This is a genomic window from Pseudomonas sp. HY7a-MNA-CIBAN-0227, from assembly GCF_040310325.1.
In the GTDB taxonomy this organism is placed as follows: Bacteria; Pseudomonadota; Gammaproteobacteria; order Pseudomonadales; family Pseudomonadaceae; genus Aquipseudomonas.
On record NZ_JBEOPT010000004.1, the window covers coordinates 404,919 to 419,677 of the forward strand.

At 59.6% G+C, this 14,759-nt stretch carries 10 protein-coding genes, 1 tRNA gene and 2 pseudogenes; 10 read left to right on the forward strand and 3 right to left on the reverse strand.

Annotated elements, in window-relative coordinates:
• The first annotated feature begins 8 nt into the window (after positions 1-8).
• From mutL to AAEZ06_RS28555, 10 genes and pseudogenes are all read left to right on the forward strand, one after another.
• Positions 9-1,901 (forward strand): DNA mismatch repair endonuclease MutL, encoded by a 1,893-nt coding sequence (gene mutL, locus AAEZ06_RS09865; protein ID WP_350614095.1) that lies wholly within the window; start codon positions 9-11, stop codon positions 1,899-1,901.
• On the forward strand, positions 1,901-2,872 hold the full coding sequence (miaA, locus tag AAEZ06_RS09870; RefSeq protein ID WP_149411155.1) for a tRNA (adenosine(37)-N6)-dimethylallyltransferase MiaA: 972 nt from the start codon (positions 1,901-1,903) through the stop codon (positions 2,870-2,872). Before mutL ends, miaA begins: the two co-directional genes overlap by 1 nt.
• A gap of 94 nt (positions 2,873-2,966) precedes the next feature.
• Positions 2,967-3,227 (forward strand): RNA chaperone Hfq, encoded by a 261-nt coding sequence (gene hfq / locus AAEZ06_RS09875; RefSeq protein ID WP_133101422.1) that lies wholly within the window; start codon positions 2,967-2,969, stop codon positions 3,225-3,227.
• A 12-nt stretch (positions 3,228-3,239) separates the two neighbouring features.
• The gene (gene hflX, locus AAEZ06_RS09880) at positions 3,240-4,541 is read left to right on the forward strand and encodes a ribosome rescue GTPase HflX (protein WP_350614079.1); all 1,302 of its coding nucleotides are present in this window, start codon (positions 3,240-3,242) and stop codon (positions 4,539-4,541) included.
• Between the two features lie 96 nt (positions 4,542-4,637).
• Positions 4,638-5,813, forward strand: a complete 1,176-nt coding sequence (gene hflK / locus AAEZ06_RS09885) for an FtsH protease activity modulator HflK (protein WP_350614081.1) — start codon at positions 4,638-4,640, stop codon at positions 5,811-5,813.
• Positions 5,813-6,682, forward strand: a complete 870-nt coding sequence (gene hflC, locus AAEZ06_RS09890; protein ID WP_133101425.1) for a protease modulator HflC — start codon at positions 5,813-5,815, stop codon at positions 6,680-6,682. The genes hflK and hflC overlap by 1 nt, the downstream gene beginning before the upstream one ends.
• A 299-nt stretch (positions 6,683-6,981) precedes the next feature.
• Positions 6,982-8,169, forward strand: coding sequence for an ATP phosphoribosyltransferase regulatory subunit (locus tag AAEZ06_RS09895; protein ID WP_350614083.1), 1,188 nt, complete (start codon positions 6,982-6,984; stop codon positions 8,167-8,169).
• A gap of 54 nt (positions 8,170-8,223) precedes the next feature.
• Complete coding sequence (locus tag AAEZ06_RS09900; protein WP_010213605.1) at positions 8,224-9,513, forward strand: adenylosuccinate synthase; 1,290 nt, start codon at positions 8,224-8,226, stop codon at positions 9,511-9,513.
• A gap of 1,114 nt (positions 9,514-10,627) precedes the next feature.
• A pseudogene (locus tag AAEZ06_RS28550) lies at positions 10,628-10,681 on the forward strand (hypothetical protein); the annotation flags it as partial.
• A gap of 390 nt (positions 10,682-11,071) precedes the next feature.
• Positions 11,072-11,587: pseudogene (locus AAEZ06_RS28555) on the forward strand (methyl-accepting chemotaxis protein); the annotation flags it as partial.
• 33 nt (positions 11,588-11,620) lie between these two features.
• Here AAEZ06_RS28555 and AAEZ06_RS09910 read toward each other — a convergent pair.
• The 3 genes from AAEZ06_RS09910 to AAEZ06_RS09920 form a co-directional block, all read right to left on the reverse strand.
• Positions 11,621-13,186, reverse strand: a complete 1,566-nt coding sequence (locus AAEZ06_RS09910) for an ABC transporter permease (protein WP_149411150.1) — start codon at positions 13,184-13,186, stop codon at positions 11,621-11,623.
• Positions 13,186-14,211 carry an extracellular solute-binding protein gene (locus tag AAEZ06_RS09915; protein ID WP_149411149.1) on the reverse strand — a complete coding sequence of 342 codons (1,026 nt, stop codon included), beginning with the start codon at positions 14,209-14,211 and terminating at the stop codon, positions 13,186-13,188. Before AAEZ06_RS09915 ends, AAEZ06_RS09910 begins: the two co-directional genes overlap by 1 nt.
• 204 nt (positions 14,212-14,415) lie before the next feature.
• A tRNA-Leu gene (locus AAEZ06_RS09920) sits at positions 14,416-14,502 on the reverse strand.
• Positions 14,503-14,759 lie beyond the last annotated feature (257 nt).

Genomic DNA, 14,759 nt, shown 5'->3' on the forward strand with positions numbered 1-14,759 from the left:
AATCGGTATTGAGCAACACCTCACGCATCGAATTGCTCAGCCCGCGCCTTGCCAACCAGATTGCTGCTGGCGAGGTGGTAGAACGGCCGGCTTCTGTGATCAAGGAGTTGCTGGAAAACAGCCTGGACTCCGGCGCCAAGCGTATCGACGTCGACGTCGAGCAGGGCGGCGTCAAGCTGCTGCGGGTACGTGACGATGGCAGTGGCATCTCCTCCGATGACCTGCCGCTGGCTCTGGCCCGTCACGCCACCAGCAAAATTCGCGACCTTGAAGACCTTGAACGGGTGATGAGCCTGGGCTTTCGCGGTGAGGCCCTTGCCTCTATCAGTTCCGTGGCCCGCCTGACCCTGACGTCCCGCACCCGTGGCGCCGAGCAAGCCTGGCAAGTGGAAACCGAGGGTCGCGACATGGCGCCTAGGGTCCAGCCGGCCGCCCACCCGGTGGGCACGTCGGTGGAAGTGCGCGACCTGTTCTTCAATACCCCGGCGCGTCGCAAATTTCTCAAGGCCGAAAAAACCGAATTCGATCACCTGCAAGAAGTCATCAAGCGCCTAGCCCTGGCTCGCTTCGATGTGGCCTTTCATCTGCGCCACAACGGCAAGACCATCCTCAGCCTGCACGAAGCCTGTGACGATGCGGCACGCGCTCGGCGTGTGGCGGCAGTTTGTGGCGCAGGCTTCCTGGAGCAGGCGCTGCCCATTGAGGTGGAGCGTAATGGCTTGCACCTGTGGGGCTGGGTCGGTTTGCCGACCTTCTCCCGTAGCCAGGCGGATTTGCAGTATTTCTACGTGAACGGCCGTGCGGTGCGCGACAAACTGGTGGCCCACGCGGTGCGCCAGGCTTATCGCGACGTGCTGTTCAACGGTCGGCATCCGACCTTTGTGCTGTTTTTTGAGGTCGATCCTTCTGTGGTCGACGTCAACGTGCACCCGACCAAACACGAAGTGCGCTTCCGTGATGGGCGCATGGTCCACGATTTCCTCTACGGCACCTTGCACCGTGCCTTGGGCGATGTACGTCCGGACGATCACCAGTCGGCGCCGATTGCCACGGCCATGGTTCGCCCGACGGGGCCGGAAGCCGGTGAGTTCGGCCCCCAGGGCGAAATGCGCCTGGCTGCCAACCTGCTGGAACAGCCGCAAACCCAGCCGAGCTACGCCGCGCCGGGGTCGGGTGCTGGCGCCGGATATCAGTATCAATACACGCCCCGGCCGCAATCGGCGGTGCCTGTGGCTGAAGCCCAGGCAGCCTATCGCGAGTTCTTCGCGCCGCTGCCCGAAGCGGGAGCGGCGGCGTTGCCGGAAGGTCAGGGTGATGTCCCGCCTTTGGGTTACGCTCTGGCCCAGCTCAAGGGTATCTACATTCTTGCGGAAAACGCCCACGGCCTGGTACTGGTGGACATGCACGCCGCCCACGAGCGGATCATGTACGAGCGCCTGAAAATCGCCATGGCCAGCGAAGGCCTGAGCGGCCAGCCGCTGCTGGTGCCGGAATCCCTGGCGGTCAGCCAGCGCGAAGCCGATTGTGCCGAAGAGCACGTCAGCGTGTTTCAGAAGCTGGGTTTTGAACTGCAGCGCCTCGGCCCGGAAACCCTGGCGATCCGGCAAATCCCGGCGCTGCTCAAGCAGGCCGAAGCTAACCGGCTGGTGGCTGACGTGCTGGCAGACCTGATGGAGTACGGCACCAGCGATCGTATCCAGGCGCACATCAACGAACTGCTCGGCACCATGGCCTGTCACGGCGCGATCCGCGCCAATCGGCGCCTGGCCCTGCCGGAAATGAACGGTTTGCTGCGGGATATGGAAAACACCGAACGCAGCGGCCAATGCAACCATGGCCGACCGACCTGGACCCAGATGGGGCTAGACGATCTGGACAAACTGTTCTTGCGTGGTCGTTGATGAGCGCTCTTCCTCCCGCCATCTTCCTGATGGGCCCGACGGCCGCCGGCAAGACCGACCTGGCCATCGAGCTGACCAAAGTCCTGCCCTGCGAGCTGATCAGCGTCGACTCCGCCCTGGTTTACCGGGGAATGGATATCGGCACTGCCAAGCCTTCGAAAGAGTTGCTGGCCCTGCATCCCCACCGGTTGATCGACATTATTGACCCGTCTGAGAGCTACTCGGCGGCTGATTTTCGCACTGACGCCCTGGTTGCCATGGCCGAAATTACCGCGCGGGGCAATATTCCGCTGCTGGTGGGCGGCACGATGCTCTACTACAAGGCTTTGCAGGAAGGTCTGGCTGATATGCCCCCAGCCGATCCCCAGGTGCGCGCCGAGCTTGAAGAAGAGGCTGTGCGCCTTGGCTGGCAAGCCCTGCATGACCAACTGGCGGCAGTTGATCCGGTGTCTGCAGCGCGGATTCATCCCAATGACCCTCAGCGCCTTTCACGAGCTCTGGAAGTCTGGCGGGTCAGCGGGCAGACCATGACCGCCCACAGACTGAGACAATCTGCGCAAAGTACTGATGCAGGCGCTTCGGGGCAGCCACAATTACCCTATACTGTCGCAAATCTGGGCATCGCTCCGGCTAATCGTCAGGTTCTGCATGAGCGAATTGCACAAAGATTCACAATTATGTTGGAACAGGGGTTCGTGGAGGAGGTCGTAGCATTGCGTTCAAGAGGTGATCTGCATCCAGGATTGCCTTCGATACGTGCTGTAGGCTACCGCCAAGTCTGGGATCATCTGGATGGCAAGCTGACGTCAGCCGAAATGCAGGAGCGAGGCATCATTGCCACGCGCCAGTTGGCAAAGCGCCAGTTCACTTGGCTGCGCAGTTGGACTGAGTTGCATTGGCTGGACAGTCTGGATTGCGACAATCTGTCACGCGCCTTGAAATACTTGGGAACGGTCTCCATATTGAGCTGAGTCCTTGCAATTGCCGTCTATCCTTGGGGGTGTGACGGCTACGAGCTATCTATTTTCCGATTTTTTATTATTGATCCTTAAAGGAGTGCGGCACATGTCAAAAGGGCATTCGCTACAAGACCCTTACTTGAATACTTTACGTAAAGAGAAAGTTGGGGTTTCCATCTATCTGGTCAACGGTATCAAGCTGCAAGGGACGATCGAGTCTTTCGACCAGTTCGTCATCCTGCTGAAAAATACCGTTAGCCAAATGGTTTACAAGCACGCTATCTCAACAGTAGTGCCGGTTCGTCCAATTCGTCTGCCTAGCGCAACCGAAACCGAACTGGGTGACGCTGAGCCAGGTAACGCCTGATAGGAGTCTCCTTTGTTCTTTGAGCGCCACGGTGGTGGTGAGCGGGCAATCCTCGTTCACTTAGATGGTCAGGACCCTGAGGCGCGCGAAGATCCGCAGGAGTTTCAGGAGTTGGCAATTTCGGCTGGCGCCGAGACCGTCGCGTTTATTAACGTGCCGCGTCATCGTCCAACCGCCAAATACCTGATTGGCAGCGGCAAGGTCGAGGAATTGCGCGACCTGGTCAAAGCCGAACAGGTAGATCTGGTTATTTTCAATCACACCCTTACGCCCAGTCAGGAACGTAACCTCGAACGTGTTTTCGAGTGTCGCGTGATTGACCGCACGGGTCTGATTCTCGATATTTTCGCCCAACGCGCCCGTACCCATGAAGGCAAGCTCCAGGTCGAATTGGCCCAGCTTGAGCACATGAGTACCCGGCTGGTTCGCGGCTGGACTCACCTTGAACGCCAGAAAGGCGGTATTGGCCTGCGTGGCCCGGGTGAAACCCAGTTGGAGACCGACCGTCGTTTGCTGCGGGTTCGCCTGAAGCAGATCAAGGCTCGGCTTGAGAAGGTTCGCAGCCAGCGTGAGCAATCGCGTCGTGGCCGCAAGCGCGCCGATATCCCGACCGTTTCACTGGTGGGATACACCAACGCCGGCAAATCCACACTGTTCAATTCGGTGACGGAATCCGACGTTTACGCCGCTGACCAACTGTTCGCCACCCTCGACCCGACCCTGCGCCGTTTGGATATCGACGACCTGGGGCCGATCGTGCTGGCCGATACCGTAGGTTTCATTCGTCACTTGCCCCACAAGCTGGTCGAGGCGTTTCGAGCTACGCTCGAAGAGTCGAGCAACTCCGACCTGCTGTTGCATGTGATCGATGCTGCCGAACCTGACCGGATGTTGCAGATTGAACAAGTAATGCTGGTACTGGGCGAGATTGGGGCCCAGGACTTGCCGATCCTTGAGGTCTATAACAAACTCGATTTGCTTGAGGGCGTGGAGCCGCAAATCCAGCGTGACGAAGACGGCAGGCCCCAGCGGGTATGGCTTTCGGCGCGGGATGGCTGCGGGTTGGACTTGCTCAAACAGGCGGTTGCCGAGTTGCTGGGCAACGATTTGTTTGTTGGCACCTTGCGCTTGCCTCAGCGTTTTGCTCGACTGCGTGCACAGTTTTTCGAAATGGGCGCGGTCCAGAAAGAAGAACACGACGTAGAAGGTGTCAGTCTGCTGGCGGTTCGATTGCCACGGGCCGAGCTGAATCGGTTGGTTAGCCGTGAAGGCATACCGCCGATGGACTTTATCGAGCAACACACTTTGCAATAAAAGCCTGAGAAAGCGGTTGTGCCGCTGTAGCAGGCATTCTGTAGCATTGGTCGGCGCGCCGTGGGTGCGTCTTTGCTTTATCAGATGGAGATCGCTATGGCTTGGAATGAGCCGGGTGGCAACTCGAATAATCAGGATCCTTGGGGTGGTAAACGCCGCAATAATGGCGACCGCAAGGGGCCACCAGATCTCGACGAGGCCTTCCGAAAGCTGCAGGAAAGCCTGAATGGGTTGTTCGGTGGTGGAAAAAAACGTGGTGGTGACGAAGGTGGTCGTGCCGGTAAAGGGGGTGCTTATGGCATGCTCGGTATCGGCCTCGTCGTGCTGGCCGCCGTCTGGCTGTACAGCGCGGTATACGTAGTGGATGAGCAGGAGCAGGCCGTCGTGCTGCGCTTCGGCAAATACTACGAGACCGTCGGCCCCGGCCTGAACATCTACTTCCCGCCGATCGACAAGAAGTACATGGAAAACGTCACGCGTGAGCGTGCGTATACCAAGCAGGGCCAGATGCTCACCGAAGACGAGAACATCCTCGAAGTGCCGCTGACCGTGCAGTACAAGATCAGCAACCTGCAGGATTTCGTTCTGAACGTCGATCAGCCGGAAATCAGTCTGCAACAAGCGACCGAAAGCGCCCTGCGCCATGTGGTGGGTTCCACCGCGATGGATCAGGTGCTGACCGAAGGTCGTGAGTTGATGGCCAGCGAGATCAAGGAGCGCCTGCAACGGTTCCTCGATACGTATCGCACCGGTATCACCGTCACCCAGGTCAACATACAGAGCGCAGCCGCACCGCGTGAAGTGCAGGAAGCCTTCGATGATGTGATCCGCGCCCGTGAAGACGAGCAGCGTTCGCGCAACCAGGCTGAAACCTACGCCAACGGCGTGGTGCCGGAAGCCCGTGGTCAGGCCCAGCGCATCCTTGAAGATGCCAACGGTTACCGCGACGAAGTGGTCTCTCGCGCCAAGGGTGAGGCGGATCGCTTCACCAAACTGGTGGCCGAGTACCGCAAGGCACCGGAAGTCACCCGCGAGCGTCTGTACCTGGACACCATGCAGGAAGTCTTCACCAACACCAGCAAGGTTCTCGTGACCGGCAACAAGGGCGGGCAGAATAATCTGCTTTACCTGCCGCTGGACAAGATGATCGAAGGTGGTCGTAGCGGTACCAGTGCTCCGGCAACCGGTTCGACTGCCGCTGCCAACGAAGCGAGTGCCCGTGCGGCCGCTGACTTGCAGCAACAGCAAACACGTACCAGGGAGAGTCGTTGATGAGCAATAAATCGCTGACCGCCCTGATTGTGGGCGTCGTCGTGGTCATCGCTGCCTGGAACTGCTTCTATATCGTGGCTCAGACCGAGCGTGCGGTGTTGCTGCAATTCGGTCGCGTGGTCCAGGCAGATGTCCAGCCAGGCCTGCATGTGAAAGTCCCCTACGTCAACCAGGTGCGCAAGTTTGATGCGCGCCTGATGACGCTGGATGCACCGACACAGCGCTTCCTGACCCTGGAAAAGAAAGCCGTGATGGTTGACGCCTACGCCAAGTGGCGCGTCAAGGATGCCGAGCGCTTCTACACTGCGACTTCCGGCCTCAAGCAGATTGCCGACGAGCGTTTGTCGCGCCGTCTGGAATCGGGCCTGCGTGACCAGTTTGGTAAGCGCACCCTGCACGAGGTGGTATCCGGTGAGCGTGATGCGCTGATGGCGGATATCACGGCTTCGCTGAACAAGATGGCTGAAAAAGAGCTGGGCATCGAGGTTGTCGATGTTCGGGTCAAGGCCATTGATCTGCCGAAGGAAGTGAACCGCAGCGTGTTCGAGCGCATGAGCACTGAGCGTGAGCGTGAGGCTCGTGAGCACCGCGCCAAGGGTAACGAACTGGCTGAAGGTATCCGTGCGGATGCTGACCGTCAGCGTCGAGTGCTGTTGGCAGAAGCCTATCGCGAGTCTGAAGAGTCCCGTGGTGATGGTGATGCTCAAGCCGCGTCGATCTACGCCAAGGCTTATGGCCAGGACCAGGAGTTCTACGCGTTCTATCGCAGCCTGCGCGCCTACCGTGAAAGTTTCGCGAACAAAACCGACGTCATGGTTCTGGATCCGAGCAGCGACTTCTTCCGTTACCTGGAAAAGTCCAAGCCCTGATCCCACGTTGACTTGAAGGGCACTCCGTCGGGCTAAAATGCTTGGCGGGGTGATCCTTTGGGAAAACGGGTGTATGATGCGGCAGCCGGGAAATTCCCGGCTTTTTTGCGTCTGCATGTTTGATTGTCGTTTGTTGTATCGACACGACAGGTTTTTCGAGGAAGGTGCCCGACGAGGCCGATTGCTGGCCATTCGTCACGTTGTTCATGCGCGTGGTTTATGCAAATGGACCGGGCATTTTCTGCTTCACTCAAGGCTCGCCTGACGGCTTGCCGCCCGGATCATAGGGGAATGGCGTAATGGCAACGGTAGACCGCTGGCTGCTGCCAGATGGCATCGAAGAAGTACTGCCACCAGAAGCTGCGCGCATTGAAGTAGCGCGTCGCCAGGTGTTGGATCTGTTCCAGAGCTGGGGTTACGAGTTTGTCGTGACTCCCCATATCGAGTACCTGGAATCCCTGCTGACCGGCGCGGGCCAGGACCTGGATCTGCGCACCTTCAAGGTCATCGACCCGCAGTCGGGCCGGCAAATGGGCTTTCGCGCCGACATCACGCCGCAAGTAGCGCGCATCGATGCGCACACCCTGCGCCGTGAAGGGCCGAGCCGCCTGTGCTACGCCGGCAGCGTCCTGCATGCTCAGCCGCGTGCGTTGTCGTCTTCCCGTAGCCCGATACAGCTGGGCGCCGAGTTGTACGGTGATGCCAGCCCGAGCAGTGACGTGGAAGTTATCAGCCTGATGCTGGCGATGCTGCAACTGGCCGATGTGCCGGATGTCCACATGGACCTGGGTCATGTCGGTATCTACCGCGGCCTGGCCCGTGCGGCTGGTTTGTCCGGTGAAGTGGAGCAACAGTTGTTCGATGCCCTGCAGCGCAAGGCTATCGATGAAGTCATCGCCCTGACCGAGGCTGTACCCGCTGATCTGGCTGGCATGCTGCGTGCGCTGGTGGACCTGTGTGGTGGCCCTGAAGTGTTGGTTGCCGCCAAGGACCTTCTGGCGAACGCGCCGGCCCCTGTTTTGGCGGCCCTGGACGATGTGCTGGCGATTGCCGAGCGCCTGTCGGCGCGGTTCCCGCAGTTACCGCTGTATTTCGACCTGGGTGAGTTGCGCGGTTACCACTACCACACCGGTGTGGTGTTCGCGGTGTTTGTTCCGGGTGTTGGCCAGGCCATCGCCCAGGGTGGTCGTTATGACGACATTGGCGCCGACTTCGGTCGTGCCCGTCCAGCGACCGGTTTTTCCACCGATTTGAAAACCCTGGTGACCCTGGGGCGTGCTGAGGTCGAGTTACCGTCTGGCGGTATCTGGATGCCCGACAGTACGGATGCAGCACTCTGGCAGCAGGTTTGCCAGTTGCGCAGTGAGGGTCAGCGTGTCGTCCAGGCATTGCCTGGGCAGCCATTGGCCGCCGCCCGTGAAGTGGACTGCGACCGGCAATTGATTCTGCAGAACGGGCTTTGGCAAGTATCGCCACTGGCTTCTTGAGTTTTCCTGCCGGCCGCTGCCGGTACCAAGTTTGCGCGAATGAGGACAAGTGTTATGGGTAAGAATGTCGTAGTCCTGGGCACCCAATGGGGTGATGAGGGCAAAGGCAAGATCGTTGATCTGCTGACCGAACATGCTGCCGCCGTAGTGCGCTACCAAGGTGGCCACAACGCTGGTCACACCCTGGTCATCGATGGCGAAAAAACCGTCTTGCACCTGATTCCGTCGGGCGTATTGCGCGAAGGCGTGCAGTGCCTGATCGGCAACGGCGTGGTGGTTGCACCTGACGCCCTGCTGCGCGAGATCACCAAGCTGGAAGAGAAAGGCGTACCAGTGCGCGAGCGCCTGCGCATCAGCCCTTCCTGTCCGCTGATCCTGTCCTTCCACGTTGCGCTGGATCAGGCCCGTGAAAAGGCCCGTGGCGAGCTGAAGATCGGTACTACCGGTCGCGGCATCGGCCCGGCCTACGAAGACAAGGTTGCACGTCGTGGCCTGCGTGTTGGCGACCTGCTCAACATGCCGCGCTTTGAAGACAAACTGCGTGAACTGGTGGATTACCACAACTTCATGCTGGTTGGTTACTACAAAGAGCCCGCCATCGAATTTGAAAAGACCCTGGCTGAGTGCAAGGAATATGCTGAGCTGCTCAAGCCACTGATGCTGGATGTGACTGCCGAGCTGCACGACCTGCGTCGCGCTGGCAAAGACATCATGTTCGAAGGCGCCCAGGGTTCGTTGCTGGACATCGACCACGGCACCTACCCGTACGTAACCAGTTCCAACACCACCGCTGGCGGCGTTGCGACCGGTTCGGGCGTTGGCCCGATGTTCCTGGACTACATCCTCGGCATCACCAAGGCGTACACCACGCGTGTAGGTTCGGGTCCATTCCCGACTGAGCTATTCGACGAAGTCGGTGCGCACCTGGCTAAACAAGGTCACGAGTTTGGCGCGACTACTGGCCGCGCACGCCGTTGTGGCTGGTTTGACGCCGTTATCCTGCGTCGCGCTATTGATGTGAACAGCATCTCGGGCATTTGCCTGACCAAGCTAGACGTACTCGACGGCCTGGAAACCATCAACATCTGCATCGGCTACAAAGATGCGGAAGGTAAGGATGTTGCCCCAACTGACGCTGACAGCTACGTGGGCCTGCAGCCTGTGTACGAAGAAGTGCCGGGCTGGACTGAGTCGACCGTGGGTGCCAAGACTCTGGAAGAGCTGCCAGCCAACGCCCGTGCTTACATCAAGCGCGTTGAAGAGCTGATCGGCGCGCCGATTGACATTATTTCGACGGGCCCGGACCGCAACGAGACCATCGTTCTGCGTCATCCGTTCGCTTAATAAGCTGTTGATGTAAAAAGCAAAGGGTCCCTTCGGGGACCCTTTGTCGTTTCTGTCTTGCGTACGGCACGACCCTTGCTGTGTTTCTTTCTTTCGCGGTGCTATCAAATTAATGGCACCCGTGATGGAGGGATTCCCGATGTCTGCCGTTCTCTCATTGTTACAAAGCCGTCTGTTGCGGCCGGTGTTCGTTACCCTTGGTATCGCTCTTTTGGTGCAAGTGCTGGTGGCCGTCGCTCTGACTCGGAGCACAGTCACTGCCCTGGAAGCCGATTTGGGTAATCGCTTGGGGGTGGATAGCCAAAAACTCTCCTTTGAGTTGGCGCAAGCCGGGAAAGAGGTCACTTCCAGTCTGGACAGTCTGTCTTCCAGCACTCGTCAGCGTCTGACAGCCGGACTTTCGACCCGTCTGCAGGAAGAGCAGAAGCAGCTGCGTGCGACCCTGGAAAAAGACCTGAAGGACTCCGCCAATGACATGGCGCAGTTGCTGGCCTCGGTGGCGCCCCGCGCCATGTGGGACAGCGATGTGCCGACGCTGTCGGAGTTTGCCCGGCGCGCCCAGCGCAATCCCAATGTGCTGTTCGTGGTCTATGACGACGCTACCGGTCAACACCTGACTCGCTATCTGAACCGGGAAAACCCGATCAACAAGGCGTTGCTGGAAAAGGGTCGGGGCGACCGTGCCCTGGATAAAGTACTGGATGCGGCGAAGAACGATCCGTCGGTTTACTACCTTGAATCCTCCATCAGCCCCAACGGCGTGGAGATCGGTAAAGTCATCATGGGGGTTTCTACTGCATCGGTAGAAACCGACCTTGCAGCCCTGGATGCACGGTTTGCAGCGCTGATCGCCAGCAGTGATCAGTTGGTGGGTGACAGCCTCAAGGGTGCAGCGGCGGATAGCGCGGCAGCCATGGGGGCGCGGTTGCAGTCGGCGCAAGCGACCGCGACCCAAATGACCGCCAACACCACCGGCGCCGTGCAGGAGGCCGCTGGTACCTTGCGCTGGCGCATCGGTATGGGCTTAGCAGTGGTGGGGTTTGGCGTGCTGCTGTTGATTGCCGTCGTGCTTGGGCGTCGGGTGGTCAATCGCCTGAAGTTGCTGATCGCCGCTATGGACGATTTGGCGGCGGGCGAGGGCGATCTGACCAAGCGTGTACAAATCAGCAGCAAGGACGAAATTGGCGACATGGCCGCGGCCGTCAATCGCTTTGTCGATAAGTTGCAGCCTATCGTCCGTGAGGCGGGCGATGTGGCCCAGCGTACCGGCGTGGAAATCGGCGCGATGACCTTGCGTAACGCTGGCGCCGATGCGGCCGCCGGCTTGCAGCGCGATGAAGTGGCCGAAAGCCTGCGAGCGTTGTCGCAAATGGCTGATGAGGCCCAGGCGGAAAGCCATGCCATGCAGGCGGCTTTGCAGCAGGTGGTGGATATTCGCCAGGCTACCGACGAAAACTCCCGCACTTCGGCCGAGGTCGGCAGCCTGATCGAGGCGTTGGCGGGGCAGGTTGAAACTGGCGCCAAGGTCATCGAACGCCTGGCACAGCAGAGCGAGCAGATTGAAGTGGTGTTGACGGTGATCCACGGGATTGCCGAGCAGACCAACCTACTGGCGCTGAACGCGGCTATCGAGGCGGCGCGTGCCGGCGAGACCGGTCGTGGCTTTGCGGTGGTGGCAGATGAGGTGCGGGCCCTGGCCAGTAAGACGCAAAGCTCCACCGGTGATATTCAGGCTCATATCGTTGCGTTGCAGCAGGGCGCTCGTGAGGCCGTGGCAACCATCGGCAAGGCCGGGCGCCAGGCCAGCGAAGGTTTGCTGGTGCTGCGCGACAGCGTGCGCTTGCAGCAGTCGGTGCAGGCCTCGGTGGAGCAGGTGCATGCGGCGATTGGCCTGGCGACTCGGGCGGCGGAGCATCAGGCGCAAGGGGCTCATGCCGTGCGTGGGCGGGTTGAGATCATTCATGCCCAGGCCGAACGGGCGGCCCAGGCAGTGGTGGAGACCACCGCTAGCGGCAAGGTGCTGGATGGGCTAGCTGCGCAGTTGAAGGCGAGCCTGGGGCAGTTCAGGGCTTGAGGTGTTGTGGTGAGGGAGTGAAGCTCCCTCATTTCACCGGCTCAAATACATCCGCGTTGTAAGCAGGTAAACCGGCAACCCCGACACTAGAATCAACAGCGCCGCATAAGGCGCCGCCGCTGCGAACTCGACATTTGAGGTGTGCGCCCACACGGCCGTTGCCAGAGTATTCAGCCCGGTGGGGCTGAGCAGCAACGTCGCCGTCAATTCCTTCATGGCATCCAGAAATACCAGCGCAAACGCCGCCCCCAGTGCCGGGAAGATAATCGGTAGGGTCACCCGACAAAACGCACTGAACGACGACGCGCCCAGCGTGCGCGCGGCTTCTTCCAATTGCGGTGCGGCCTTGTTCAGCGCCGTGCGGATCGGCGCCTGGGCCAGCGGCAGAAACAGCAGTGCATAGGCAATCAGCAATAGCGCCGAGGTCTGATACAGCGCCGGCACATAATGCAGGGCGAAATACACCAGCGTCAGCGCAATCACCAAGCCGGGCAGCGCATGCAGTAAATACGGCAAGCGTTCGGCCCACATCGCCAACTGGCCCTTGTGGCGCACCACCAGCAACCCGACCGGTACCGCCAGTGCCAGGCACAGGGCAGCGCCGCCGAGGGACAGCGCCAGGGAGGAGAGCAGGGCTTCGCTGATCGCGGCCACCGGAAAGGCCGCCGAAGAGCCAACGGCCAGCCAGTAGCCGAGCATGCCCAAGGGAATGCCGCTGCCTATGATCGCCAGCAGCAGGCAATACAGTTGTCCCGGCGTCGTCCATTTGCCGAGATGTACCTGTTCGGCATGTCGCGCGGCGCCTTGACCGGTGCGCACGTGTCGGCCTTTACCGCGTACCCGCAGCTCAAGCCACAGTAGCGTCAGGCACATTACCAATAGCACCGCTGACAGCATCGCCGCGTTGGCATTGCTGAACTCCAGCTCGAATTGCTGATAGATCGCAGTGGTAAAGGTTTGCAGGCCGATGATCGACAGGGCGCCGAACTCCACCAGCATATGCAGGGCAATCAACAGCGCCCCAGCCAGCAGTGACGGCCACAGCAGTGGCAAGGTGATGCGAAAGAAGACGCCCCAGCGATTGAGCCCCAGAGTGCGGGCTGATTCCTCCAGGGACGGATCAAGATTGCGCAAGGTCGCCGCCACGGGCAAAAATACCAGTGGGTACTTGGAAAGGGTCATCACCAGGATTGCACCGCCTAATCCTTCAAAGTTGGCGCTCAGGGACACCCAGGTAAAACTGCTGACAAACGCCGGCACCGCAAACGGCAGGCACAGGATCACTCCCCAGATCCGTCGCCCTGGCAGGTTGCTGCGTTCCAGCAGCCAAGCGAGGGACAGGCCGATCACCGCGCAGGCCACCGTCACGCCCACCATCAACGCCAGGGTATTGCGCAGTAGCCCGAATACATACGGTCGCCACAGCAAATGTACGGCCTCGGCCCAGCCGGCCTGCCAGGCCTTGAGGCCGACATAGACCAGTGGTAACAGGCTCAGGCCCACCAGCAGTAAAACCGGCAGCAGCAGCCAGATCGAAGGGCGTTTGCGTCTTGGCGTAAACGCCCCGCGCAAGGCGGGGGCGGGTAGCGATGGGTTCATCAGTTCAAGCCAACGTCACGTTCCAGTTCCAGGGCTTCTTCGGCGTTGCCCAGGTCGGCGGGGGTAACTTTCGGCGGTTGCAGCTCGCTGAAAGGCTTGAGGCCGCGATTGGACTCCATACCCTTGCGCAGGGGGTACTCGGCGGAGGTGTTGGTGATCACCCGCTGGCCTTCTTCGCTGACCATGAATGCCAGCAATTGCTGGGCTTCTTTCGGGTGTTTGCTGGATTTCAATGCGGCCGCGGCAGACACGGTGATCAGGCCGCCCGCATCGCCATCGGTGAAGTAGTGCAGTTGCGAATCCAGATTGGTTTTTTCTTTCTTCAGGGCAAACCAGTAGTAGTTGTTCACCAGCACAGTGGCGACTTCGCCATTTTCCACTGCTTTAAGGGCGACCATATTGTTGCTGTAGACCTTGCCGAACGCACGCAAGCCGGTCAGCCATTCCTCGGCAGCTTCGCGTCCGTGCATCTTGATGATGGCCACGGCCTGCTCCTGGAAAGCGCCGCTGGTAGGCACAAAGCCGACCTTGCCTTGCCACTGGGGCTCGGCAAATTCCAGCACCGATTTGGGCAGGTCTTTCTCGTCAATCAGTTTCGGGTTGAAAGCCACGACGCGGGTGCGCGCCGTCACGCCCATCCAGGCGCTGTTGCCGGCCACGTATTCCTTGGGCAGCACGTCAAGGGTGCTGGCGTCGATGGTGGCGAGCAAGCCTTGTTCGCCGAGTTTGTTCAGCGGCGGCGACTCTTCGGTGTAGATCACGTCGGCAGGGGAGCGGTCACCTTCTTCGACGACCTGGCTGGCCAGCTGGTTGCTGCTGCCCTTGCGCACATTGACGTGGATGCCGGTCTTGGCTTCGAAGGCCTTGGCGAGTTCATCGCCGACCTCCTTGTGTTGGCCGTTGTACAAGGTCAGTGCGACCTTGTCGGCGGAATAAGCGGCGGGCGACAGCAGTGTCAGGCCGAGCAGAGTGATGGTCAAGCCACGCAGAAGGGATGTCTTGAGACGGGTATCGCGGATCATCATTCGCAGGGTTCCTCACTTGAATTGCAACAAATCGTGAGAATGATAAACGATCGTAGGAGCGGATGTAGGAGCTGTCGAGTGAAACGAGGCTGCGATCTTTCAAGAACGCCGCAAAACCAGCATGAATTTCGGTAGGCCAGAAACGCAAAAACCCGCTTTCGCGGGTTTTTGTGAGACTTAAGGTTAAAGCCTCAAGTTTTGAATTGGTGCCCAGAAGAAGACTCGAACTTCCACGACCTTGCGGTCACCAGCACCTGAAGCTGGCGTGTCTACCAATTTCACCATCTGGGCAGCATCAGCAACGTTGCCGCTGTTGATGGAGCGAACTATACGGAGCGGTTTTTGATCTGTAAACCCCTGATTTGATTTTATAAATCAAGTTTGTCGTTAAAAATCAAAGGTCTGTAACGCAAAAACCCGCTTTCGCGGGTTTTTGTGAGAGTCTTGTGATCGTTTGGATCTCAAGCTCGAAATTGGTGCCCAGAAGAAGACTCGAACTTCCACGACCTTGCGGTCACCAGCACCTGAAGCTGGCGTGTCTACCAATT

What these genes read in the sequence shown, in the direction of transcription:
- hflC (WP_133101425.1), top strand. Translation starts at nt 5,813, where the DNA reads ATGAGCAATAAATCGCTGACCGCCCTGATTGTGGGCGTCGTCGTGGTC.
- hfq (WP_133101422.1), top strand. Translation starts at nt 2,967, where the DNA reads ATGTCAAAAGGGCATTCGCTACAAGACCCTTACTTGAATACTTTACGT.
- AAEZ06_RS09910 (WP_149411150.1), bottom strand. Translation starts at nt 13,186, where the DNA reads ATGAACCCATCGCTACCCGCCCCCGCCTTGCGCGGGGCGTTTACGCCA.
- AAEZ06_RS09900 (WP_010213605.1), top strand. Translation starts at nt 8,224, where the DNA reads ATGGGTAAGAATGTCGTAGTCCTGGGCACCCAATGGGGTGATGAGGGC.
- hflK (WP_350614081.1), top strand. Translation starts at nt 4,638, where the DNA reads ATGGCTTGGAATGAGCCGGGTGGCAACTCGAATAATCAGGATCCTTGG.
- miaA (WP_149411155.1), top strand. Translation starts at nt 1,901, where the DNA reads ATGAGCGCTCTTCCTCCCGCCATCTTCCTGATGGGCCCGACGGCCGCC.
- AAEZ06_RS09895 (WP_350614083.1), top strand. Translation starts at nt 6,982, where the DNA reads ATGGCAACGGTAGACCGCTGGCTGCTGCCAGATGGCATCGAAGAAGTA.
- AAEZ06_RS09915 (WP_149411149.1), bottom strand. Translation starts at nt 14,211, where the DNA reads ATGATGATCCGCGATACCCGTCTCAAGACATCCCTTCTGCGTGGCTTG.